Below are 23,057 nucleotides of genomic sequence, written 5' to 3'. Positions count from 1 at the left end.
GCACAATCAAATACTGCAGATTTGTATAAATGAATATGCAGTAAAAAACTAGAAATGTTTTCATAAATTTAACAGAAATTAACTTTACTTTAACAAATCTATGGATAATAATCTTTCATGACTAGGTATAAAAACAACAAAACAAACACTAAGCTTATGTCAGCACTTCTTCTGCTGTCAGTAGCTAATATATCTGCTGGGGATATAGATATTCTTTCAACTGGATTATTCTACACAGAAAGCAGTTCAAAAAAGACAAAGTATCCAGTTATTTTGGAAAGTGATGTCAGGGGTATTGCAGGAAAATTAGATCAAAAAACTAAATACGAATTCAAAAACAAGCACAAGCTTATTAATGATAAAGGGCAAATTACTTCTAATGCTTTAAATATAACTTTTGAAAATGGAACTATTCCTGCAATAGATTTCACTGGATCTCAAAATCAACCGGCTGTAGATTTAAGAAATAAATTCATAGCTTTGCATAGCTTTGCGTACGGACTAGGAATGGGTTCAATAGGATCTTACGATGGTAGATTCGTATTAGTTTCTAGACAATCTAATGGAAATCAAAGTTTATATGATATCAGTAAAGCTGATGGAGTGTGGGGATTAAATTTGACTGCACAAGTTGGAGAAAACCCACTTAGTCTTTATGATCTTTTTGCTGTAAGTACAGATTCAGAGAAGAAGGTTAGTGATGTGATAATGTTCTTGAACTCAACTTACTCAATGGACTTATTAGAAGCATCAACTAAAGAAGAGTTTGATTTGACTAATTTAAACATAGACATCTCAATAGCTGATGAAAAGCTATTAAGGTTCTCTGCTGATGCAGCTCCAGGCTTTGCACAGAGATTTGGGTATTCTGACGTTAGTATTCATGACAGCTATGACGAAATAAGAAATAAAGTAGTGCAGGAGCTAGATTTGCCTGAAGGATCCTTATCTTTTAAAATTGGAGATCAAAATCTACAGAGTTATGAGCCTTATAGAATTAAAAGAGCTATAAATGATGCATTTTTCTATTCTGACTCAAAAGCTGATAAAGCTAAGTCTGTAAAAGAAGCTCAAGAAATGATTAATGCTGTTAGATGGTTCGTTGATAAAATGAATGTACTACGTAAGGAAAAAATGGACTCAAAGAACACAGCAGATGGTAAAGAAACTATTTCAAAAAGAGTTATTGAAGTAACTGAGTTATGTTTAAGAGCATTTGAGAGTCGTAATTTTTCAACAGAATCTTATCAAAGTTTTTTTGCAGATCTATTTAGTTCTGGGTTTATAAACAAAGCAGCAGACAAACTTTATTCACAAAACTTGCATAACTTTTTATTTTTAGCTGATTCAGATAGAACTTTCGAAAGTTTCAAAACAGAACTTTTGGATGTAAGACTTGACACAGAATCAGATGTTCAGGTTTTTATTGGTAATTACGTAACAAAAGGATTGGAATCAAATTCATTAATTTCATTGATTAAAGAACTAAACAATAGCTATAAAAATGCTGATGGAACAAACTCTGTGTTAGGTAAATTTGAGTATTTGTACAGCGATTCTGATGTGTCAGCAAAAGAATATGTTTCAATATCACTTGCACTAAAAGAAGCTACACATTTCATTGAAGAAATAGGGAAAACATATAGTGATATGCTATCTTATAAGGGAATTAAACTTAGCTCGTATGATGTGAATGCAGTAGTTTATCCTATTCGTGTAGTTTTACATGATAAATCATCTGATTTAGCTACTTTAGATGGCAGGGTTTCTGGTGCAATAGCTAAATCTAGAGGCGTGTTTTTAGAAAAGTTTGCAGCAGCTGAAGCAGAGATAGTTAAAGCATATTATTCAGATTTAGAATTTGAAGGTACAAAATTAAGTGATGTAAAAGATGAACAAAACAATGTATTGTTTAATGATTTGGATATAAATGTATCAAATTACAAAGCTTTTAGTGAAGTATTTACAAAGTTAGAAAACTTGGAATCTGAAATTGTAGATTACTTAGGACTTAGTGGAAATGATGCAAGAAGAGATGAATTGTTAGTACATATTTTGTCTGTAACAGATCAAGGTAAATCTTTGGAAGAAATTGGTAGTAAAGTCGATTTTATTGGAGATATAATTAACAATAACAATAACAAACGAATTTACAACACTGTTAATAGTGGATCTGATGAAGCACTAAAAGATTCATTTAGATCTGCATTGTTCCATAGTATAATGGAAAAAAGTGACTTAAGTTTAGAAATTTTTGAAAAAATTGCACAACTATATGCAGAAAACCCTAAGGTCGTAGATCTTTTGAAAGCAGATTTAGAAAAAATAGAGTTGGAAAATAAAGATAAAGCAATTGGTTTTAAACTTACTGATATGAATACAGTTTATGATTTAGCAGTAGAATATGGGAAAAAGATTCACGAAATCACTCAAGAATATAAATTAGGCCAAGCAGAGGACTTAGATAATACTGTGGATGCTGTTTTAGAAATGTTGCTAAAAGATAGAGAAAGCTCCACTGTAGGTGAAATTTTATCATCAGGGTATAACACAGAGCTACTAGAAGCTGTGTTTAAGTCTTACTTAAATGAGAAGATAAATTCATCCTACTTTTCAGAACAGAATGCAAAGGATGCTTTTGTTGGTAGGTTAAATGCAATTACTGAAAATATAATAAAGAACAGCAAAGATAGTAATACAATTAAACTTGGAATGAATGCTTTGAACGATACTTTATCAGAATCATTTGACTTATTTGATAGGATTTACAGTGTAGAGAAATCACACAATGTAGATAGTTTGGGTGGTGATAATCTTTTCTCATTCTATTCTTTGATTGAAATTTTAGAACAGGCTAGTAAAATCATCTCTAATACATTCCCAGATGGATCTAAGAGCGAATTAAGTTTTGAAATATCCAAAACATTATTTGCTCCTTTGAAAGCACTAGGGGTAAATGGATCTGAACCAGGTGTTATTTTAAATATAGAAAATCGCTTTTTGCCTTTATTGGAGTCTAATTCTAACGATAAAGAGGGAATACTTGTTTATAAATTACTATTTAATGTTTGGGATAAGGATGGTGTAAAAGATCAGTTAGATTCATATGAAGCAATTAAAGATAGGTTAAACTCAATTTCCACATTGTCATCAATTTTAAAAAATCCAGAAGCAAGAGTGTTTGGTAGATATGTAAACGAATTCTTTGGAGATGAAAATGCAAGGCTGGTTAATGTAGGTGGTAGCGGAGACTTTGCCAACCTAGTAGATGGAGTTAAAGATTACTTAATTGCTTATGAAAGATTTGAAGGCTTAGGTATCTCAGCTCAATCATTATTCAGATTTGATTCTCTTGTTCTTAAAATAACAAAACCTGGCGCTGCTCACGGATCAAATAGAATGCTTATTGGAACAGCTTCAGATGATAATGATCTTACAAAGGTTTCTGGAGTTTTAAGTGATTTTGTAGAAGGCTTTTCAAAACTGAGTTCTGATATAAAAATTATAGCTGAAAGCTACTTAAATAATAATTTAGAGTCAGGTAATACTAGCAGTATAGTTGATGTGGAAGGATTGAAAACTCTTTTGGATGATGCATTAACGGTTAACATAGCAAAATTATTTGATTCTGTAGAGAAATCATCTAAATCATCAGCATTTAAAAAAGCATTTATGGTTAAGGTTGTTGATCTAGAGAAAGGAATAACACATTCAGAAAAAAACAATGATTCAATTTTAATCAAAACCACAGATTACTTAACAAGCATTGATGAGCTAGAATCAAGTGATAATTTGGTTAAGGATTCTGATTTATTTGAAAGATATGATGAAGATAGTAGTGATAACAATCTAACTGAATTGAAGCCTATTTATGATCCAAAGTGGACAGGTGATCAGAAACTTCATGCAGTTGTAAGACAAACACATGCTAAATATCAAGATATGGATTTGACTACAAATGCTTTTGCAAGAGCTGTAACTAATGGAGACAAGAAAGAAATTGAATTGCATGTTAACTTGTATGACTTAAAGTTCTCTAAAGGTGATATTAACGCAAATAGAGATATTGATAAAAACAAGTTCTATAGAATAAATGTTCCACAGAGTGTTTGTGCTACATACTTAAAAAAGAACAGAGATGGAATAATTATTATAGATGGTGCTATGTTTAATGAAGCAAACTTCAAAACAGTTTTGAAACGTGCGTTTGGAGAAGGTCAAGCACAGATTCATCTAAGCAATGATGACAGTGAGATTTCACTTGAGAGAGTTGAATACAAAGATGAATCACAAAAAACATTCAAATACTACTTGAATGTTGCTAAGAATGCAGATGGCAATGTTTCTTTGAGGAACTTGAGCTCACTAAAAGAAACAGAAAGATTTGAAAAATTTGCATCATATTCAAACCTTCCTTCTGGAGCAGAGTCTAATAATGCATTAGATGCGTTTAAAAAGATTGAGATAATTTTCAATACAGTGAACAGAGAGATTAATGATGAGCACTTTATTGCTCAAAACAACCCTTCTTAATTATTAAGAATCTTTTTTTTATAATTTAAACTTTCACTAGTTTAATTTCCTTCAGCTAATTAAGTTTCTAGATCTTTTCTAGATAGCTTAATTTATTTTATATATAAGATCTAAAATTTATTTTATATTTTATATTACAATTTCTATTACAAGAAATCATTTTCTAAGAATTTCTAAAAACTGTTTATTTTAAAATTTACGTATTTCTAAAAATGTATTTTTTGTAACTCTAAATTGACCTAAATCACATTCTGATATTGATTTTTTCTTGTTTTATTGAGATATTTTATACGTTAGTGGCGAGAAACTTTCTGTGGACATGTACATGATACATTCCTAGCCCAACTAAAACAGAAGGAGTAGTATGGATATTCAAAAGCAAGAGAATTTAGATTCTGAGAAAGAAGTAGAGAAGGAAACTGAATCAAAGGATTCTGAATCTGAAGAAGCTGAATCAAGTAAAAATATAGAGGAAATAATTAAATTTAATGTATTTGATTTGAAGGATCATGCATTTCATTTTGGACACAATACAAAAAAACTAAATCCTAAAATGGATTCTTATGTTTTCGGTACAGTAGGAAACATGCATGTGATAGATATATCCAAAACAGTTCCTTTGTTTAAGGATGCTTTATCTTTTTTGAGAAAAATTACATGTAATGGTGGAAGAGTTCTTTTTGTTGGGACTAAATATCAATCAAAAGAAGTTGTTAAGAAAGCTGCAGAAGATTGTGGTCAATTTTACATGAACCACAGATGGCCCGGTGGTTTGATGACAAACTGGAATACAGTTTCAGTTTCAATTCAAGGAATGAAAGATTTAGAGAAAAAAATAGAAGAAGGTTTTTTCAAAAAATATAAAAAGCATGAGCAATCAAAAATAAACAAAAAGCTTTTTAACTTAAAAAGAATGTTTTCTGGTATAAAAGATATGCACGGTTTACCTAATGCAATAGTTGTAACTTCATGGAAGGAAGAAAATATTGCAATTAGAGAGGCTATTAAGTTAAGAATTCCTGTTGTTGCTCTTATGGATACGGATGCTGACCCTGCTTCTATAGATTACCCTGTTCCAGGAAATGATGATGCGATGAAATCAATAGAATTTTTCAGCTCTTTGTGTGCCTCTGCTTGTTTGTTAGGTATACATGATGAACAAATTAAAATTTCTGAGAAAAGCAAAGAAGTCGAAAGTAAGAAAAGAAGAAATCCTAGAGAATTTAATAGAGATTACAGAAAAGAATCTTTTAGACCTAGAGAAAGAAGAGATGCTTTTGAAACAAAGTTTGTTGCAAAGAAAACTGAGCCTGAATTTGATTCAAAGATTTCTGTAGAAAAGAAAAATATTCCTTCTAATGATTCAAAGATTGATGAAAAAAAATTAAGCGATGATTCTGTAAGTTCTATAAAAGTAGATAAGGTAGAGTCTAAATCTAAAGATTCTGATAGTAAAGGAGAGTAATATATGAGTGAAGAGAAAAGTTTATTAGAAAAAATTAAATCTGTTAGAGGTAGAACTTTTGCTCCTATGGGTGATTGTAAAAAAGCTCTTATGGAATCCAGTCAAGATGAAGAAAAGGCGATAGATTGGCTTAAGAAGAAAGGAATTGCTTCTTATGCAAAAAGAGCAGGGAGAGAAGCTTCTGAAGGTGTGGCTGCTTTTGAGATTAAGGATAATGCTGGTGTTTTGCTTTCATTACAATGTGAAACAGATTTCGTAGCTAAGAACGAAAAGTTTTATTCAATAGCTAAGTTTTTGGCAACAGAACTTTTGGATAAAGAATTAGAAGATATAAAAATAGACTCTGTTTCAGTTAGTGATTATCTTATGCAACAATCATCTTCTTTAGGAGAAAATATCAAGCTTGGTGAAGTGATTAAGTTTGATAAAAAGGATAATTCTTATGTTTATGGATATGCACACAATAAATATGCTGAAAATGTAGGTAGAATAGCTACTTTAGTTAGAGTTTCAAAAGAAGATTCTGAATTCGGAAATAATATAGCTCTTAATATAGTTGGTATGGGAGCTCAGTATTTAGAATTTTCTGACATTCCTTCTGAAGAAAAAGATAGAGAGCTGGAAATTCTAAAAGATTCTGTTGCTAGCCTAGACAAATCTGAAGAAGATAAGAGCAAAATTCTACAAGGAAAGCTGGAAAAGAAGCTTAGACCATCTGTTCTTATGGATCAAGTTTATGTAAAGGATACAAAATTAACTGTAAGACAGTATGCGCTTCAATCCAGTAATGAAATTTTAGAATTTAAGAAAATTTCTATAAAAGATTAATTTTATAGAACTAGTAAATAAATTTGTTAGATTTTTTTTTTGTTAACTTTAACTTTTTAATTTTATAGATTTTAATAATTTATATTCTTTCTGATTGTTTGTTGATCATATGGTGTTTCTTGTAATGAAAATACTTGTGATTTTGTAGTGTTTATAATTAGCGTTACTTATTTAAGTCATGTTATTTGATTGTTTAAAGGTGGTTTATGAGTAGAAATTTTAGTGCAGATTTTTTAAAACAAGGTGTAGGATTGGTCAAAATCTCAGGACTTTATTTTACTAACCAGCATGAAGGTTATGGTTTGTCAAAAAACAACACACAAGCTCCTAGAGAAGAATTAAAAGAATTTATAGACAATATTCCACTAGGAAAGCTGGTTTTTATGGTTGGTGGTGGAAATATTAGAAGAGGTAGAGATTATAAAGGTGTAGAAAAGGTTTTCAACGATAGAATAGGTGTATTGAGCACTGTTATAAATGCGTTGGATTTATCTAGTATGTTTAAGGCAAAATCTGTTGTTTATTCGCCTATTTGTAAGGAAGATATAATCAGACCTTATGATCCATTAAAAATAATTGATGAAAATGAAAAAAGTTATTCTATTTTAGCCGGTGGATTAGGTTGGTGTGGTAACATAAGCACTGATACTGCAATGGTTATCAGAGCATTAGAACTAGGTTGCAATTGGGCTTGTAAAATTTCTTCTTCAGGTGGGGTTTTTGATAAGGATCCAAAGTTTGATAAGGATGCTCAACTAATAAAGAGTATTTCTTATGATGAAGCTATAGAATTCGGGGCATTTGATAAGTCTGCAATTGCTATAGCAAAAGAGAATTCTCTGAAGTTGGTTATGTCCTCTATTTCTGAATTACAAAAAATTATCTCTTCAGATTTGAAAAAAGAGAATTTTGTGGGTACAATTGTATCGTGATGCAAGACTTAAATTCTATTGAAAACATAGAAGAACAAATGAATTTAGAATGTTCTACTGTTATAAAAAAACTGCAAGATTACGTATCTGGTCTAAGAACTGATGTTGTTTCTCCTAAAATGTTACAAAATGTGAAGATAAAGACCAAAAATGGATTTCTTCCAATAAATGCTTTGGCTAACTTATCATTAAAAGATTCTAGAACTATCCTGATAGAAGTGCGTAATTCCACAGATGTTAAAGATGTCGAAAGATCTATAATGGATAGTAAGTTAGGTTTAAATCCAGCTACTGCTGGGAATAGTATGTTTTTGAAAGTTCCTTCTTTAACTACAGAAGACAAAGTTAGGCTTGTAAAGACTGCTAAATCTACTTGTGACGATTTTAAGATTTCGTTGAGGAATGTTAGAAAATCTTTTATGGATAAAGTCAAAGGCATGAAGAAAAACAAAGAAATATCTGAAGATGCTTCTAAGAAATATCAAAAGAAAATAGATGCTATCTTGGATAAGTTTTCAAAAAATATAGATAGTATTCTTTCTGAAAAGGAAAAAGAAATACTTGGCAACAAGAAGTGATTGTTAAGTTAATATGATTCCGATTTTTTTTAGATTTTTATTTGAAGAAATGAATTTCTGGGTTAGTAGTTTGATTAAGCTGAGTGTAATTAGAAGATTTTTATCAATAAGCTTTATATCTTTTTCTAGATTTTTTTCTTTATTTAGATTAAGCATATTTTTATTTGGATCTATGTTTTTCGTTTATTTTATTAAAGAAGATATTTCTCCAGATCCACTTCTTAAAAAGGAAGATTTAGGAGAGATTTTTTGTAAAAATGGAAAAATAGATTATGAAGGTGTTGGTATAGCTTTGTCTAAACATGGAGTGCCTTTGATGGATTTACATAAAATTATTCCAGAAATAAAATCTATGATTCCTGGTGAGTGGATTAGGAATGCTACAATTTCTACAAAACTTGAAGATCATAAAGATAAAATGGTCTTTAAGGAATGTACATTAAAGCACTCTGGTTATGAAGTTTTGATTAAAAATGAAAATAACATAATAACTTCAAAATGGAAGCAAGAATCAAAAAAGCAATTTATTTCTATAAGGTCTGGCAACTTTCCAGCAGAAAATCTTTCTAAACATTTTCCAGATCCTATGGTTTCTGAGATCGTTAGGAATTTTGGAAAATTAAATTTGAAAAATAAAGTAATAAATATATCCTACGATACATCTAGCAGGAAAGGATGTATGCCTGTTATTAAGTTTATTGGAATAAAAGATAGTAATGGTGGATATGCTTCGTGTTTGATGAGAGTTTCAGGTTCAGACAAGTTATACAACCCTATAAAAGAATGTGCTCATAATGAGCCTATTAATTTTATAAGACCTGTAGATGGACGTGTTTCATCTCCTTATGGAATGAGATTACATCCAGTTTTTAAGATTCTCAGATTTCATCAAGGTATAGATTATGCATCTAAAAAAGGAACGCCTATCAGAGCTACTGCAGAAGGAGTGGTAAATAAAGTTGTTTTCTCTAATTCTGGGTATGGAAATATGGTTGAAATTATTCATTTTACTAATAAAGGTAAAATCATAAGTATTTATGGGCATTTGCATTCCATAAAAGTTTCTAAAAATCAAAAAATTGCTTCTGGTCAAAATATAGGGTGTGTTGGAGATACAGGAGTTGCTACAGCGCCTCATTTGCATTTTGGTTTGAAAATTGATAATAAGTTCGTAAACCCTAGTTCTCTGAAGGTTTTCTACAAAAGTTTAAATTCTGATGTTTTGAAAAAGCTAAGAAATGAATTTAGATTTTGTAAATCAAAATTTAAAAAATAATACAAATTATATATTTATGCATTTTGACTTATTTTTAAATTAGGTTTTGAAGTAAATAAGCAGATTCAAAAGTATTTGTGAATGTGAGATTAAGCAGGCATACAGTTAGCTAACAACAGTCTTTATAAGTATTAATCAGCTCCAGAGCATTGCTGTGATAAGTAATAATCAAGCTTATTGTGTTAACTAATATATATATGAAGTAATGATTTGATATGTTAATGAGTTTCTGAAATTCTTGTAGAGTGAAATTTAGTTAGTTAAAAATAGACAACAATCAACAGAAAAGGTTAAGCATAAATCTTAGAAATTAGTATCAAATCTGATTAGATATTACTGCTTATAGTTAAGGTATTTTTAATTTTTATTCATGGTTTTTTAATAGTTTTTGTTTTATTAAAGTGCTTTAAAGGTTAATTTATAGGTTAATTTATCTGTTAAGAATGATTTAATATTATTTTCTTAATCTGAAAACTTGCCTTAGTTGTTTTATATTTTTTTAAATTCTAACTATGCAAAATCCATTAAAATATGATCCATTTATGCAATGTGTTAAGTAAAAATTATATCTCAAGAGAGAAAGTTTAAGTATTGTTCACAAAGTATGTGAGGGGGGATTTCAAGTTTCAGGAATTATTTTGTTTATAAGTTAATGTGCGTGGTTTTGTATTGATGTATTCATTTGCAAACCCTCTTGCTCCATTGATAAAGAATTGTACACCTAAAGCCATTAATATTGTTCCAAAAAACACACTTAGTATTCTCATGTGCATCTTTTTTATTTTGTTTCCTATTTTTGCACCAAATACTAATACTAAATAAGTCAAAAATATTCCTAAAAATATAGCAATTATCGTTATTAATTTCTCATGGAATAAAGTTGCTTCTTTGAACAAATTCAAAGAAGTTGTAAATGCGCCTGGTCCAGCTATTATTGGAACTCCTATTGGGTATAATGATACGTCTGAGCTATCTGTTCCGATATCTTCTGATGCTTTTCCTGAAATCATATCATATGCCGATGGGCAAACTAAAATACCACCTGTGATTTGCATTGCATAGAAAACTACTCCTAAGGATTCAAGCATAAAGTTTCCTATAAAAATGAATGCAAAGATAGAAAAAGTAACCACTATGATAGCTTTTTGTATTATTTTTTTTCTTTCTAGATAAGAATTTTCCGCAGTAAGAGAAACTATGAAAAAAGCATTCATAATAGAATTTAATATGAAAAATATTTCCAGAGTATTATCTGCTAATAGTTTGAATAAACTGTACATTGAGTCATTCTACCACATCATTTCTATTTTAGTAATTGCAGGGTTGGACTTAGATTTTTGAAAACTTATTTTCTGAACGTTCGTAAATTTTTTTTTGGTTTTTACTCTAAAAACAGAGTAGTTCGTATTAAATTTACATTAAGCTATGAATTTGTTTCTAAAAAGTCTAAATAGAAATTATTCAATAAAAAAACTGGTGCCGCTAAAGAGAATCGGACTCTTGACCTCTCCCTTACCAAGGGAGTGCTCTACCACTGAGCTACAGCGGCTTAAAGTGGTAGCGAAGAAGGGACTCGAACCCCCGACACGCGGATTATGATCCCGCTGCTCTAACCAACTGAGCTACTCCGCCAATATTCTAATTCTGCACTTTTTAATTATTTATATCAAGATTATTTCTCAATTTTCTTAAGATTTTATTTTATTTGAAAATATATTTCTAAAAAAGTAGAATGATCTTTATGTTTAGATGTTTTGGAAATAAAAATAAAGTTTTTGGAGATTATCATGATGTGGAGTGGGGAAAACCTATATATGATGACCAAGTTTTGTTTGAAATGTTGATATTAGAAGGGGCTCATGCAGGTTTGAGCTGGGAAATTATATTGATGAAAAGAGATGCTTACAGAGAAGCTTTTCACTTTTTTGATCCAATTAAAGTTTCTGAAATGTCAGATGAAGAGCTTGAGAAAAATATGGAAAACAAAGGAATAGTTAGAAATAGGCTTAAAATATTTTCAGCCAGAAAAAATGCGATTGCCTTTTTAAAGATAGTAGAAGAATATAAATCCTTTTCTAATTATATATGGGGATTCGTAAATAATAAGCCTATAAACAATGCTTGGAAGGAGTATAGTGAGGTTCCTAGTGTTTCTGAAGAAGGTGATTTGCTGTCTAAAGATTTGAAAAAACGTGGAATGACATTTGTAGGGCCTAGAATAATATATGCTTATATGCAATCTATAGGTATGGTTAATGATCATTTAACTAAATGTTTCAGATATGACCAGGTAATAAAAATGCAGAATGATGCAGAAAAGAGTTGAATTAATTAATTCTTAACTAATTAATTTTTTAATTAACTAATCGTTTCTTTAATTTGTTTTTGAGTTAGGTTTTGTTCTTATTAAACAATAGACATAAAAATTATGGAATTTTTAACTATTTAATTAGATTGATTGTTGTTTTGTGATTTATAAAATCTCTTCTTAGAGGTGATTATATTTCTTACAGAACAGAAATTAACGTTTATTTTAAACCAGGTTAATCATTTATTTAATATTTTCTGTAAATGTCTTATATGAAAGTGAAAAGAAAAACATGAAAATTCTTATAATAGAGGATGACTCTTCAGTTGCATCTAGCATTATCTCATTTCTTCAATCTCATAATATGGTTTGTGAGCATGTAGATTCTGCTTTCGAAGGTTTAAAGTACGCTAGGATTTTTGAATATGACGCAATAATAATGGACGTGGTTATGCCTGATATGTCTGGATACGATTTGTTAAACAGACTTAGGAAGTGTAAGGTTTCCACGCCTGTTGCAATGGTTTCTTTTATGAAAGAGGTAGGTGATAAGCTTAAGGGATTTAATGCCGGAGCTGATGACTATATAACCAAACCTTTTGATAAAGATGAACTTTTGGCTAGGGTTAATGCTATGGTAAGAAGGTCCAATGGACAATCTTCATCTTTAGTAGATTTAGGGCAGCTTGTTTTGGATACAACCAAGAAAATGGTTTTTGTAAATGATCAAGAGATTAGATTAACAAACAAGGAATACTTAATATTAGAGTTATTAGCAGTCAGGAAAGATTCTATATTAACTAAAGACGTCTTTCTAAGTCATTTGTATGACTCTGGATGTGATGAGCCTACAAAAAAGATAATAGATGTGTTTATTTGTAAGCTTAGATCTAAAATTAGTGAATTTTCAAAAGATTATTTAGATAATATTCCGACAATTAAAACTGTATGGGGTAGGGGTTATAAATTATCTGTGGAACCAGCAGTTAAATCTTCTGATGAAAGTGAAAAAGCAAATAAGCAAGTAGTAGTTTAAGCTTATTAAACAAATATGATTTCAATTCATTCTTAAGTATTCTATCCGACAAAACACAAACAAAGCACAAGTAATATAATCAATATAAATAGTAAATAATTTTGTAAAATTGTATAAAGTTTGGAATTGGTTTAAAATTTCTTGATGCTGGATATAAAATGGATAAAAGAAAACCCAAAAGAATTTGACAGAAATATGCTTTTAAGAAGAGAAAGCCATAAATCTTCTGAACTTATTTCTTTGTATGAAAAATGGAAGACAGAAGTTTCTAAGATACAATCCATGAGACAGAATCTAAAACAAGAATCTGCAGAATTTCAAGGGAAAGTTGATTTACAAAAAGAGCAAGCAAAAGAAAATATAAAAAATATCAAACTTAATATAAAAGAGTCTGAGCAAATAGAAAAAGAGTTTAAGAAAAGCTTAGATGAAGCTTTGTTAACTGTACCTAATGTCTTAGATTCAGAGGTTCCAGAGGGAGATTCAGAGAGTGATAATATAACTATCAGGGGGTTTGGTGATAAAATAGAGCTTCAGAAAACTCATGATGAAATACTTTCGGGTAGTTTAAGTTGGCATGAAGCAAATATGTCGGGATCTAGATTTGTTGTTTCTAGTGATAAATTGGCTACATTAGAAAGAAAACTTGCAAACTGGATGATGGATTTCAATGTTAAGAATGGATACAAAGAATTTTCATTGCCTTACTTAGTTTTAGAAAAAGCGCTATTTAATTCTGGACAACTTCCAAAATTTAGAGATGATTTATTTAGATGTGATGATAAATTTCTTATTCCAACTGGTGAAGTTCCTTTAGTTAATTTAGGAGAAGGTAAGTTTTTTCTGGAGAACGAATTGCCATACAAAGTTACTTCATTAACTCCTTGTTTCAGGAAAGAAGCAGGTTCTGCAGGAAAAGATACAAAAGGAATGATAAGATTGCATCAATTTCATAAAGCTGAAATAGTTGCTTTTTGTACAGAAAAAAATTCAGATCAAATTCAAAATGAAATGATAGCAAATGTGGAAAAAATTCTACAGAAGCTTGGTTTGTCTTATAGATTGGTTGCAATTTGTGCTGGAGATATAGGTTTCACTGCTTCAAAGCAGTATGACATAGAGGTTTGGTTTGCAGGAGCAAAGAAGTACAGAGAAGTATCTAGTTGCTCTAACTGTAAAACATTTCAAAGCATGAGAATGAAATGTAAATATATAGATAAAGAAACAAAAGATAAGAAGTTTGTACATACTTTAAACTGCTCTTCAATTGCAGTTGGTAGAATATTAGCAGCATTATTGGAGCAGTATCAGGAAAAAGGTAATGCGATTGAAATATCAAATTACATTTTAGATAAATTGCTTCATATATGAGTTATTTAATACATGATTTTATGGGTATAATGAGTCATATAAACAAAACAAATACAGTAAAGGTGTATTGAAAGCTACTAAACATATTCTAAATTTAAAGAATAAGTAAGATATAGTAGAATTTAAGGTATAAGTAAGGGATTTATGAGTAATAAGAGTGCAAAAAACGATATATGTAATATAAAAATGTTAAAGAGTAGAACATTAAGAATCAGGTCTTTATCAGTGTTTTTATTGTCTATTTTCTTGTGCTCATGTAATGAAAGTGAGAAAGTCAGAAGGATATATATAGTAAAGGAAAATGAAACTATAGAAGAAGTATCTGAAAAGTTAAATGTTTCTAAAAAAGTTTTGGTGGATTTAAATGGTATAGATAATGAATATATACAAGAAGGACAGGTCCTAAGATATACGCCTAAAAGCTCTGATGAAAATGATTTAAGTTTAAGTGACAAAAATTCTGATTCTGTTAATAAGAAAAATAAATTTAATTCAAGCAAAACCAGTGAATTGGATGGAAAAGAGTCTAATGATTCTAGCAAAGAAAGTGAAGGGTCTAAAGCTCTTGATATGCAAAGTACAGATTTGAATGGCAAGTTGAATGTTACTGAAGAATCACTGAAAAGTCATAAAGATAAAAATAATAATAATATATTGGAGAATGAATCACAAAATATAAATAAATCAGATTTAGGCTTATTAGATGAGAAAAAAAGTAAGTCAAAGTCTACTACTTTGGTAGAAAGAGATAGTGATTTAAAGGCAAGTGAAGATTCTAAAGAGAGTGTACAGAAGTTAAAGACTCCGAAAAATGATAATAAGAAAAACAAGATAGAGGCAAGGCTCAACATAGATTCTGTTAATGATTTAGTAAGCGAATCAGAATTAGACAAGGAAATATCAGAAGAGTTTAAGAATTTTATTCCACAAAAAGTAAAAAGCAAAATCGTTGAGAAAAAGAAAAGTGCTCCTAAAATTGTGTTTCCTATGAAAAATGGAAATATAGATTCTAGTGCTCCATTTTCTACAAAGCATGGAAATGTTAGGGAAGGTGTGTACATCTTAGGATCTGGGGATGTTGTATCATCAATATCAGGAGTAATTAAATTTATATCTAAATCTGAAAAAGATAACAATCAGAAGGGTGTTTCTGGATATAATTCTGGTAGTACTATATTTATTGAAGAGAATAGAGGAAGTGATCAGAAGTACTTGATAATGTATAGTGGATTAGAGAGTGTATTTGTAAGGAAAGGTGAAATTCTAGAAAAAGGATCTGTGATAGGTTCATCTAAAAGGAAATTTTTCTATAGAGTTTGGGATGGAAAGCAATATATAAACCCATCTGTGATATTTGCTTAATTTATTTATTATTCTTACAAGTAATGTGCTAGAAAATTTCTAATATAAGAGCATATTTTATTGAGAATATATTCAATTAAGTATAAATTCAGTTCACATATTACTAGTTACTATCTTTAGTTATTATCTTATTTACTTAATTTAGCTTCTGCATCAGATACTGCATCATGAATGCTTTCAGCTAGAGTAGGGTGTGGGAAAATTGTATTTTTTATATCCCAAAGAAGCCCTTCCATGTTTTGTAATATACTGAATCCATGTACAAGCTCTGTAACGTTTTTTCCAAACATATGTGCCCCCAAAAATTCTTGATTATCTTTATCAAAAATAGTTTTTATAAAACCTTCATTTTCATTTTTTGTTAAAGCTTTTCCATTGAATTTTAAATTTTGCTTTCCTATCACAACAGAATGCCCTTTTTCTATTGCTTGCTTTTCTGTTAATCCAATTTGTGCTATCTGAGGAATTGTATAAACACATACAGGAACATCTTCATCTTTTATAGGTCTTTCTGATATATTATTTTCAATTGATGTGTTGTTAAAGATTCTATGCACACATCTGATTCCTTCATGGATTGCTTTGTGTGCTAGCCAAGGTGTCCTAGAAGAAATATCTCCTATAGCATATATTCCTTTTTCTCCGGTCTCATTTAGTGGATTTGTTTTTATGAAAGTTCCTTCTATTTCTATTTTTGGAAAATTTTCTAAACCTAAATTTTCGTGATTTCCTTGAATTCCTATTGCTACTAAACAAACATCAGATTCAAAATTTTTATTCAAGACAACTTGATTGTTTTTTATTTCACATGAGTTGATGGATGTAGAAAGTTTAAATTCAATTCCAAGTGATTCGAATTTATTTTTCGCTGCTATGCTTACTTCTTCATCTGCAAATGGTAATATTTTGTCTTGCATTTCAAATACTGTCACATTAGAGTCCAATGCGTTGAAAAATGAAGCGAATTCCATGCCTATAGCTCCAGATCCTATAATTGAAATTGATTTAGGTATGGATTTCATGTTCATAGCATCCTTGCAGCTTAGTATTTTCTTTCCATCAAATGGCATTGAAGGAATTTGTCTGTTCCTTGCTCCAGTTGCTATTATTAAGTTCTCAGCTGATATGGTTTCATTATTTACTTCTACTTCGAATGGATATTTATCACTTGATATTTTTCCGTATCCTTCTATAAAATCTATTTTATTTTTTAATAGAGCATAAAGTCCTGTAGAAAGTTGATTGATTACATCTTTAGATCTTTCTATTATTTTCTTTATATCTGGTTTTGCATCTTTGCATTCTATCCCTAGGGCAGATGAATCTTTTATTTTTTGATAAAGTTCAGCACTTTCTAGTAAGGTTTTAGTTGGTATACATCCTGAGTTCAGACATATTCCACCTACATGAGTTTTCTTTTCAACTATAGCAACATGTGCTCCAAGTTTTTGTGCTTCTAGCGCAGCTGTATACCCACCAGGTCCACCACCTATAACTACTAAATCATACTTCCTCATATCTAATCTCCTTTATTAAGAAAGTTTTATGTCCTCCAGGGGCTCTGAATTCAAACTCTTGATCCACTTGTTTTCCAAGTATGCTTTTTCCTAATGGAGAGTCTATTGAAATTAGCTTTTTTTGTATATCAGATTCGTATTTTCCTACTAATGTGTATGAAACTTCTTTACCTGTGTCGCAATCTGTAAGAGTTACTTTTGCTCCGAATCTAGCAAAGTCTTTGTCTATGTTTGCGGTGTCAACAACTCTGGAATTTAGAATCATGTTATGTAGTTTTTCAATTCTTTTGCTGATTTCTATTTGTTTCTCTTTCGCAGCACTATATTCTGCGTTTTCTGATAAATCTCCTAACCCTCTTGCATATTGCAGTTCTTTCATTATTTTAGGTTTTACTGTTTCAATTAATTCATTTAATTCTAGCTTAAGTTTCAACAATCCGGTTTTAGTAATAGGTTCTTTTTGTGACATTTTGATCTCCTGTTAATTAAAAAAATGTCTAAATTATTAGACAACTAAAAGTTATTGAATTATAATACATAAGCTATGTTTTTCATAGCTATGACAATAAACAACAGATGCAATAAGTTTAGCGGACTCGGGGGCGGTACCCGACATCTCCACCAAAATGTACTTTCATTTGTAGAAAATAGAATGGTTTATGGGGATGAAATAGGATCGACGTACTCCTAAAAGTCTGTTTTTTGTCCGTTAGTTTTCGTAAAAAGCGTTGATTTAAATGCAAATCAAAACAGTAGCATGAGTCCTGCTAACTTCAATAGGACTTCTTTTGCACCTGCAGTTGCAGTTGCTTAAGTAGAGGTTTAGAGGGATGCCTAGCAACAGAAATCCCTTAGAAGGAATTTAATGATTGACTATAAATCTGAGTTAAATATTTGCTTCAGAAGCATGGTAAGAAAGTTGATGCGAAGTATTTGTTTAGAAGGCTTGAAAGGTGATCAGCATTTGTATATCAGTTTTGTGACATTTCATAAAGATGTTGTTATACCTGAGTATTTAAGAATTAAATATCCAAAAGAAATGATCTTGGTTATGCAGTATGAATTTTCTGAATTGCAAGTTTTTAAAGATTATTTTTCAGTAAAAATGACTTTCGACAAAGAAGAGCAGATCTCAATTCCATTTAGAGCTATAACAAGTATAACTGATCCATCTGAGAACTTTAGTGTAAATATAAGCCCTGATTTTGAAGGAAAAGAAATTCCAGAATCTGAAGATGAAAAAGAAAAATCGAGTAATATCATTTTCTTTCCAGAGACAAAAAATTAATCACATTTAAATTATTTAGGATTACCTTATTTTAGTGCTGCCTAATGTTTATATTTCTATTTTATATGCTTATGTGATAAGTTTTTATTATGCATAAATTTCATTCTATTCATAATACTACTATATTAGTTCATAAAAGAGATCTTCCAGATGATTTGATTTTTGGGAATTCAGTTGCAATAGATACTGAGACAACAGGACTACATATATACAGGGATAGAATTTGTTTAATTCAAATATGCTTTAATGATGGATTTTGTCACCTTGTACAGATAGAGAAGGGTCAAAAGGAAGCTAAAAATATTCAGAGATTGTTAAAAGATGAAAATATAGAAAAATTATTCCATTTTGGAAGGTTTGATATGGCTATGCTTTACAATGCATTTGGTGTTATGGCTAACCCAATTTACTGTACTAAGTTGGCTTCGAAATTAGCTAGAACTTATACCGAAAGGCATGGTCTTAAAACTATTTGCAGAGAATTCCTGGCAATAGACATACCAAAAGAAAAGCAATCTTCTGATTGGGGTGCAGATATCCTAACAGAAGCACAAAAACAATACGCAGCTGGAGATGTTTTATACTTACATCAGATTCAAGAAAATCTAAATGAAATACTTGTGAGAGAGGGTAGAATAGAGCTCGCTAAAAAATGTTTTGACTTTTTGGAAAGTATAGTAAGGCTGGATTGTGCAGGATGGCATGATATGGATATATTTGCGCATTTGTAGTTTTATTCTTGTTAAATGTTAAATTTTTTTAATTTTAGTTTGTTTTGTTTCCTTTTTCTTCAATAAAGTGCTTATTTTTACTTAAAATAATTTAGTCAATATTGACATATTAATGATAAATAAACATAATCACTGTATGGACTTTGCAATAGTAAAATCTGGATCACACCAGTATGTAGTTGAAGCAGGGCAAAAAATAATTTGTGATAAAATTGATTTGGAGCCTGGTTCTACTTTGAATTTAGATTGTGTTATGGGGTGGGATGAATCTGAATTTACTAGAGACGTCGAAGTTAAGGCAGAAATTGTAAAAAGCTTCAGAGGAGATAAAATCCCTGTTTTCAAAAAGAAAAGAAGACATAATTACAGGAGAAGCAAAAATCATAGACAAGATTTTACTTTAGTAAAGATAATCGAGCTTAATAAAAAATCTTAAGCATTCTAGTTTGTTTTTATAAGAAGTTTTTTTTATAAAATTGAGAGGAGTTTTTCATGGCATATCATGGTTCGGGTGGTAGTACGCGTAACGGTAGAGATTCGGCAGGTAAAAGATTAGGATTTAAAATTTTTGGTGACCAAAAAGTAAGATCAGGTGCTATAATCTTAAGACAAAGAGGAACCAGATTTTTTTCTGGTGAAAATACCGGAATTGGAAGAGATCATACAGTTTTCTCTAAAGTGGACGGTTTGGTAAAAATTTCTACAAAAAGAGGTAGAAAAATAATTTCAGTAAATAGAGTTTAAGTCTTTAAATTATATTTTATTTTTTTATAGTCAGAGAAATTTGTTTATAAATTTGTCTGTTTTGTTATATATATTAAATTTGATTTAGTTTCTTTCTTTAAAGTAATTATTAATTTTTTACAATCTTTCTTTCTTACTTTAAGATTTTTTTATAAGAGTAATACTAGTGATTATGTAATTTTTTTTCTAGCTTTAGTTTTAAATCCAAAGCAATTGCTCATTACAACATAGGCAATAAGTTTTTTCTACAGATTTTTTGTACTTTTAAAATAAAAGTATATTTTGAGAATGTTTATAGTAATTTATCAAAACATCCTAATGATTAATATCAATAATATTATGATTATCTATATGCTTTGGTAAAAGTATTTTACAGATTTAAAGACATATGTTTATAGATATTTGGCATTTAAGATAGGACACTTCCTGTAATATTTTTATATACATAATTTTTTTTCATATATGGAAATATTTGAACTTGTTATTATTAGTTTTTTCACTAGCTTAGAGTTTATATAGATTTATTTCTTGTTGTATAAGAAATCTTTATTTGAACATGCTTAATCAAACAAAAAGATATTATATTTCATATTATACAATTATTTATTGAGATATTTTCATAAAGTTATTGATTTAAATATTTCTTTGTTTTTTACAAAAATTAGAGCCTTATTTATATATTTTTAAATTAAATTACTCTTATTCATGCTTTATAGTTATTATAGGATCTTAATCATTATACTATCCGTTTAAAACAATATCACAGTTGACTACTCTATTGATTTTATTAGTAACTCTCTCATATATATTCTATAAAAACTAATTTTAATCTTAAAAATAGATTTATGTTAGTTTGCTTGTGAGAATAGATAATAAGCATGTAATGTTTAAAATTTTTCAATTTTAGATTTTAATTTTTTATTATTAGTGAATTTTGTTCCTAATCTTTTTCTAGCTCATTTCCTCTTTATCATACATATATAAGGATTTATTTAACTAAATATAATAAAAGTTGAGAAGGGTGGTCCATGTAATAAAATGATTTTCAAAGCTTACAACAATGTTTATATATTAAGAAAGAATTTCTTTCTTCAGTGTTATGTTTTGTAGAAATGAATACAATACAAATGTTTAAATTTACATAAATTAAAACAGATATAAAAGTTAGATCATAATTATTCTTATAAGATTTCTATAAATTATTTAATAGAAAAGATAAATGTATTTTAATTTTTTTTCTATAAAGATTTTTATTGTGTAAATCTTAAGTTTAAAAATATGATTATAAGAAATTTTTTTAGAGCGTATGCTCAGTATGTTTTTTAAACAAGCTTATTTTGTAAGCTTATTTGATGACTTTGGTAATAACACCAGAACCTACAGTTTTACCACCTTCTCTGATAGCAAATCTTAGGTTGTCTTCCATAGCTATAGGAGAGATTAAAGTGATCTTAATGTCCTTAATGTCATCACCAGGAGAAGCCATTTCTACTCCTTCTGGCAATTCTATCTTTCCTGTAACATCTGTTGTTCTAAAGTAAAACTGAGGTCTGTAGTTTCCAAAGAAAGGAGTGGATCTTCCACCTTCTTCTTTTTTAAGAATATAAACAGTTGCTTGGAATTCTGTATGAGGGGTCACATGTCCAGGTTTAGCTAAGACCTGACCTCTTTGTACATCTTCTTTGTTTATTCCTCTAAGCAAGAATCCAGCGTTATCACCAGCTCTAGCATCATCCAGAACTTTTCTGAAAGCTTCTATTCCAGTAACTGTAGTTCTTTGTGTTTTTTCAACTATTCCTACAATTTCTACTTCGTCTCCAACTTTTACGTTACCAGTTTCTACACGTCCTGTTACAACTGTTCCACGTCCTGTGATTGTGAAAACATCTTCTATAGGAGCCAAGAAAGGTTTGTCTATAGGTCTTTCTGGGTTAGGGATGTAATCATCTACAGCTTTCATCAGATTCAATATAGATTCAGCAGATTTGCTTTTCTGTTCTGCAGAAGAATCAGGGTTTATTGCATGTAAAGCTGAACCTCTGACTATAGGGATATCATCTCCTGGGAAGTCGTATTTATTAAGAAGTTCTCTAACTTCTGCTTCAACAAGCTCTAAAAGCTCTTCATCGTCTACTAAATCTACCTTGTTTAAGAATACAACTATGTATGGAACATTTACCTGTTTTGCAAGAAGAATATGTTCTCTTGTTTGAGGCATGGGACCATCTGTAGCAGAAACAACTAAAATAGCACCATCCATTTGAGCTGCTCCAGTGATCATGTTTTTAACATAATCTGCGTGTCCTGGACAGTCAACGTGAGCATAGTGTCTTGCTTCTGTTTCATACTCTACATGAGTTGTAGAAATTGTAATACCACGCTTTTTTTCTTCTGGTGAGTTATCAATTTCTGCAAAGCTTTTAGCTTCGTTACTTTTGCTTTCGTTTGCTAAAATTGTTGTAATAGCAGCAGTTGTTGTTGTTTTACCGTGATCAACGTGACCTATGGTACCTATATTAATATGCGGTTTATTACGTTCAAACTTTTCTTTTGCCATCTTTTCTCCTGTGAATTAATGTGCTCCTAGAAGTAATTTGGAGCGGGCGATGGGAGTCGAACCCACGTCCCCAGCTTGGAAGGCTGGTGCTCTAGCCATTGAGCTACGCCCGCTTGATAAATGGAGGGAGTAGGATTCGAACCTACGTAGACACAATCGTCGGCAGGTTTACAGCCTGCTGCCTTTAACCACTCGACCATCCCTCCACGAAACTTTAAGAGCTTGAGATAAGGATCACTTTTTTTTTAATTTTTGTCAATATAAAAAAACATTTTTAGGCTATTTTTCATATGTTTTTGTGATTTTCTTTACTTAAAACCCGTTATTCTGAAGATTAAAATTTACTGAAAATGAAATTATTTATTTTAAGGAGGAAAGGTAGGTTAAATTAATGATTTTAGCTAGCTGTGCTGAATATACTGACAAATTGAAATTTTAATAAATTTTCATAAAGTATTATCATAAAATGCCTACTATTTTAATTTACTACCTGTAATTTTCCTTCTAAATTTGATCATGTCTTTGATCTTA

At 30.0% G+C, this 23,057-nt stretch carries 18 protein-coding genes, 4 tRNA genes and 1 other RNA gene; 15 read left to right on the top strand and 8 right to left on the bottom strand.

Going from position 1 to position 23,057, the window contains the following annotated elements:
• The first annotated feature begins 117 nt into the window (after positions 1-117).
• The 6 genes from FZC36_RS02050 (at position 118) to FZC36_RS02025 (ending at position 9,612) form a co-directional block, all read left to right on the top strand.
• On the top strand, positions 118-4,533 hold the full coding sequence (locus tag FZC36_RS02050) for a hypothetical protein (RefSeq protein ID WP_148972324.1): 4,416 nt from the start codon (positions 118-120) through the stop codon (positions 4,531-4,533).
• A gap of 364 nt (positions 4,534-4,897) precedes the next feature.
• Positions 4,898-5,998, top strand: coding sequence for a 30S ribosomal protein S2 (gene rpsB, locus FZC36_RS02045; protein WP_148972323.1), 1,101 nt, complete (start codon positions 4,898-4,900; stop codon positions 5,996-5,998).
• A gap of 3 nt (positions 5,999-6,001) precedes the next feature.
• Positions 6,002-6,826 carry a translation elongation factor Ts gene (gene tsf, locus FZC36_RS02040; protein WP_148972322.1) on the top strand — a complete coding sequence of 275 codons (825 nt, stop codon included), beginning with the start codon at positions 6,002-6,004 and terminating at the stop codon, positions 6,824-6,826.
• Positions 6,827-7,032: 206 nt separating this feature from the next.
• The gene (locus FZC36_RS02035; RefSeq protein ID WP_148972321.1) at positions 7,033-7,758 is read left to right on the top strand and encodes an amino acid kinase family protein; all 726 of its coding nucleotides are present in this window, start codon (positions 7,033-7,035) and stop codon (positions 7,756-7,758) included.
• A complete protein-coding gene (locus FZC36_RS02030) occupies positions 7,758-8,336 on the top strand; it encodes a ribosome-recycling factor (RefSeq protein ID WP_148972320.1) in 579 nt (192 codons plus the stop codon). The genes FZC36_RS02035 and FZC36_RS02030 overlap by 1 nt, the downstream gene beginning before the upstream one ends.
• A gap of 13 nt (positions 8,337-8,349) precedes the next feature.
• On the top strand, positions 8,350-9,612 hold the full coding sequence (locus tag FZC36_RS02025; RefSeq protein WP_148972319.1) for a M23 family metallopeptidase: 1,263 nt from the start codon (positions 8,350-8,352) through the stop codon (positions 9,610-9,612).
• A 626-nt stretch (positions 9,613-10,238) separates the two neighbouring features.
• Here the strand turns inward: FZC36_RS02025 and FZC36_RS02020 are convergent.
• From FZC36_RS02020 to FZC36_RS02010, 3 genes are all read right to left on the bottom strand, one after another.
• Entirely contained in the window at positions 10,239-10,892 is a 654-nt protein-coding gene (locus FZC36_RS02020; protein WP_148972318.1) for a MarC family protein, read from the bottom strand.
• A gap of 194 nt (positions 10,893-11,086) precedes the next feature.
• Positions 11,087-11,161, bottom strand: a tRNA-Thr gene (locus tag FZC36_RS02015).
• A gap of 6 nt (positions 11,162-11,167) precedes the next feature.
• A tRNA-Met gene (locus tag FZC36_RS02010) sits at positions 11,168-11,244 on the bottom strand.
• A 100-nt stretch (positions 11,245-11,344) separates the two neighbouring features.
• Here FZC36_RS02010 and FZC36_RS02005 point away from each other — a divergent pair.
• From FZC36_RS02005 to FZC36_RS01990, 4 genes are all read left to right on the top strand, one after another.
• Positions 11,345-11,938, top strand: coding sequence for a DNA-3-methyladenine glycosylase I (locus FZC36_RS02005; protein ID WP_222912607.1), 594 nt, complete (start codon positions 11,345-11,347; stop codon positions 11,936-11,938).
• 274 nt (positions 11,939-12,212) lie between these two features.
• Positions 12,213-12,956 carry a response regulator transcription factor gene (locus tag FZC36_RS02000; protein WP_148972317.1) on the top strand — a complete coding sequence of 248 codons (744 nt, stop codon included), beginning with the start codon at positions 12,213-12,215 and terminating at the stop codon, positions 12,954-12,956.
• A 144-nt stretch (positions 12,957-13,100) separates the two neighbouring features.
• Complete coding sequence (gene serS, locus FZC36_RS01995) at positions 13,101-14,327, top strand: serine--tRNA ligase (RefSeq protein ID WP_148972316.1); 1,227 nt, start codon at positions 13,101-13,103, stop codon at positions 14,325-14,327.
• 144 nt (positions 14,328-14,471) lie between these two features.
• Positions 14,472-15,689 carry a LysM peptidoglycan-binding domain-containing protein gene (locus FZC36_RS01990; RefSeq protein ID WP_148972315.1) on the top strand — a complete coding sequence of 406 codons (1,218 nt, stop codon included), beginning with the start codon at positions 14,472-14,474 and terminating at the stop codon, positions 15,687-15,689.
• A 128-nt stretch (positions 15,690-15,817) separates the two neighbouring features.
• Here FZC36_RS01990 and lpdA read toward each other — a convergent pair whose 3' ends face one another.
• Positions 15,818-17,206 carry a dihydrolipoyl dehydrogenase gene (gene lpdA / locus FZC36_RS01985; RefSeq protein ID WP_148972314.1) on the bottom strand — a complete coding sequence of 463 codons (1,389 nt, stop codon included), beginning with the start codon at positions 17,204-17,206 and terminating at the stop codon, positions 15,818-15,820.
• A complete protein-coding gene (gene greA, locus FZC36_RS01980; protein WP_148972313.1) occupies positions 17,193-17,675 on the bottom strand; it encodes a transcription elongation factor GreA in 483 nt (160 codons plus the stop codon). The genes lpdA and greA overlap by 14 nt, the downstream gene beginning before the upstream one ends.
• A 33-nt stretch (positions 17,676-17,708) precedes the next feature.
• Here greA and ssrA point away from each other — a divergent pair.
• From ssrA to rpmA, 5 genes are all read left to right on the top strand, one after another.
• Positions 17,709-18,061: a transfer-messenger RNA gene (gene ssrA / locus FZC36_RS01975) on the top strand.
• A gap of 10 nt (positions 18,062-18,071) precedes the next feature.
• Entirely contained in the window at positions 18,072-18,494 is a 423-nt protein-coding gene (locus tag FZC36_RS01970; protein ID WP_148972312.1) for a ClpXP protease specificity-enhancing factor SspB, read from the top strand.
• A gap of 89 nt (positions 18,495-18,583) precedes the next feature.
• A complete protein-coding gene (locus FZC36_RS01965; protein WP_148972311.1) occupies positions 18,584-19,225 on the top strand; it encodes a ribonuclease D in 642 nt (213 codons plus the stop codon).
• Positions 19,226-19,361: 136 nt separating this feature from the next.
• Positions 19,362-19,661, top strand: a complete 300-nt coding sequence (rplU, locus tag FZC36_RS01960) for a 50S ribosomal protein L21 (protein WP_148972310.1) — start codon at positions 19,362-19,364, stop codon at positions 19,659-19,661.
• 56 nt (positions 19,662-19,717) lie between these two features.
• On the top strand, positions 19,718-19,969 hold the full coding sequence (rpmA, locus tag FZC36_RS01955; RefSeq protein ID WP_148972309.1) for a 50S ribosomal protein L27: 252 nt from the start codon (positions 19,718-19,720) through the stop codon (positions 19,967-19,969).
• A 1,345-nt stretch (positions 19,970-21,314) separates the two neighbouring features.
• Here rpmA and tuf read toward each other — a convergent pair.
• The 3 genes from tuf to FZC36_RS01940 all read right to left on the bottom strand — a co-directional run bounded on the left by tuf (position 21,315) and on the right by FZC36_RS01940 (position 22,732).
• Positions 21,315-22,526, bottom strand: a complete 1,212-nt coding sequence (tuf, locus tag FZC36_RS01950) for an elongation factor Tu (RefSeq protein ID WP_148972308.1) — start codon at positions 22,524-22,526, stop codon at positions 21,315-21,317.
• A gap of 38 nt (positions 22,527-22,564) precedes the next feature.
• Positions 22,565-22,639, bottom strand: a tRNA-Gly gene (locus FZC36_RS01945).
• Positions 22,640-22,647: 8 nt separating this feature from the next.
• Positions 22,648-22,732: transfer RNA gene (locus FZC36_RS01940), tRNA-Tyr, on the bottom strand.
• Positions 22,733-23,057: the final 325 nt, after the last annotated feature.

Source organism: Candidatus Nesciobacter abundans (genome assembly GCF_008189525.1).
GTDB classification, from domain to species: Bacteria; Pseudomonadota; Alphaproteobacteria; order CAJXXZ01; family 1604HC; genus Nesciobacter; species Nesciobacter abundans.
This window is presented reverse-complemented; position numbering and strand designations above follow the sequence as displayed.

Bases quoted from the DNA above. Each gene is read 5' to 3' on its own strand.
- FZC36_RS02000 (WP_148972317.1), top strand. From the start codon at position 12,213: ATGAAAATTCTTATAATAGAGGATGACTCTTCAGTTGCATCTAGCATT.
- FZC36_RS02020 (WP_148972318.1), bottom strand. From the start codon at position 10,892: ATGTACAGTTTATTCAAACTATTAGCAGATAATACTCTGGAAATATTT.
- FZC36_RS02030 (WP_148972320.1), top strand. From the start codon at position 7,758: ATGCAAGACTTAAATTCTATTGAAAACATAGAAGAACAAATGAATTTA.
- lpdA (WP_148972314.1), bottom strand. From the start codon at position 17,206: ATGAGGAAGTATGATTTAGTAGTTATAGGTGGTGGACCTGGTGGGTAT.
- FZC36_RS02035 (WP_148972321.1), top strand. From the start codon at position 7,033: ATGAGTAGAAATTTTAGTGCAGATTTTTTAAAACAAGGTGTAGGATTG.
- rpmA (WP_148972309.1), top strand. From the start codon at position 19,718: ATGGCATATCATGGTTCGGGTGGTAGTACGCGTAACGGTAGAGATTCG.
- FZC36_RS02025 (WP_148972319.1), top strand. From the start codon at position 8,350: ATGATTCCGATTTTTTTTAGATTTTTATTTGAAGAAATGAATTTCTGG.
- FZC36_RS01970 (WP_148972312.1), top strand. From the start codon at position 18,072: ATGATTGACTATAAATCTGAGTTAAATATTTGCTTCAGAAGCATGGTA.
- FZC36_RS01965 (WP_148972311.1), top strand. From the start codon at position 18,584: ATGCATAAATTTCATTCTATTCATAATACTACTATATTAGTTCATAAA.
- rplU (WP_148972310.1), top strand. From the start codon at position 19,362: ATGGACTTTGCAATAGTAAAATCTGGATCACACCAGTATGTAGTTGAA.
- serS (WP_148972316.1), top strand. From the start codon at position 13,101: ATGCTGGATATAAAATGGATAAAAGAAAACCCAAAAGAATTTGACAGA.
- FZC36_RS02050 (WP_148972324.1), top strand. From the start codon at position 118: ATGACTAGGTATAAAAACAACAAAACAAACACTAAGCTTATGTCAGCA.
- tsf (WP_148972322.1), top strand. From the start codon at position 6,002: ATGAGTGAAGAGAAAAGTTTATTAGAAAAAATTAAATCTGTTAGAGGT.
- greA (WP_148972313.1), bottom strand. From the start codon at position 17,675: ATGTCACAAAAAGAACCTATTACTAAAACCGGATTGTTGAAACTTAAG.
- tuf (WP_148972308.1), bottom strand. From the start codon at position 22,526: ATGGCAAAAGAAAAGTTTGAACGTAATAAACCGCATATTAATATAGGT.
- FZC36_RS01990 (WP_148972315.1), top strand. From the start codon at position 14,472: ATGAGTAATAAGAGTGCAAAAAACGATATATGTAATATAAAAATGTTA.
- rpsB (WP_148972323.1), top strand. From the start codon at position 4,898: ATGGATATTCAAAAGCAAGAGAATTTAGATTCTGAGAAAGAAGTAGAG.
- FZC36_RS02005 (WP_222912607.1), top strand. From the start codon at position 11,345: ATGATCTTTATGTTTAGATGTTTTGGAAATAAAAATAAAGTTTTTGGA.